At 65.9% G+C, this 756-nt stretch carries 1 protein-coding gene; it reads left to right on the forward strand.

The features are described 5' to 3' along the window. Window positions 1–756, forward strand: a 756-nt coding sequence (locus V2H77_RS00245) for an AMP-binding protein (protein WP_341497204.1), incomplete at both ends; no start/stop codon positions are given.

Raw genomic sequence — 756 nt, forward strand, 5'->3', positions numbered from 1 at the left:
GCCCGAACACGACCCGGTGCTGGAGAACCTGACCCCGGCCAGCCTGGCCTATGTGATCTATACGTCCGGGTCGACCGGCCAACCAAAAGGCGTCATGGTCGAGCATGGCAATGTGGCGCGCCTGTTCGATGCAACCAGCGCCTCGTTCAACTTCGGCAGCAGCGATTGCTGGACGCTGTTCCACTCCATTGCCTTCGACTTCACCGTTTGGGAACTGTGGGGCGCACTGGCCCACGGCGGCAAGCTGGTGGTGGTGCCGGCCCACGTGGCGCGCTCGCCGGGGGACTTTTATGCGCTGCTGTGCCGCGAAGGGGTGACGGTGCTGAACCAGACCCCGTCGGCCTTCCGCCAGCTGATCCAGGCGCAGGACGACCAGCCGCACCGCCTGCACACCATCGTGTTCGGTGGCGAAGCGCTCGACCTGCGCGCACTGGCGCCGTGGATCGAACGCAACGATCCGCAGACCACGCGCCTGGTCAATATGTACGGCATCACCGAAATCACGGTGCACGCCACGTATCGCGAGATCACCCGCGCCGACATCGTCGCCGGTCGCGGCAGCGTGATCGGGGCGTCCCTGCCGGACTTGCAGATGTACCTGCTCGACAGCGACCTGCAGCCGGTACCGGTTGGCGTCACGGGCGAACTGTACATCGGCGGCGCCGGCGTGGCGCGCGGTTATCTGAACCGCGCCGAACTGACGCACGAGCGCTTTATTGCCAACCCGTTCGACAGTGCAGCAGGTGCGCGCCTGTA

This window comes from Photorhabdus sp. P32, from assembly GCF_038085095.1.
GTDB lineage: Bacteria > Pseudomonadota > Gammaproteobacteria > Enterobacterales > Enterobacteriaceae > Photorhabdus > Photorhabdus luminescens.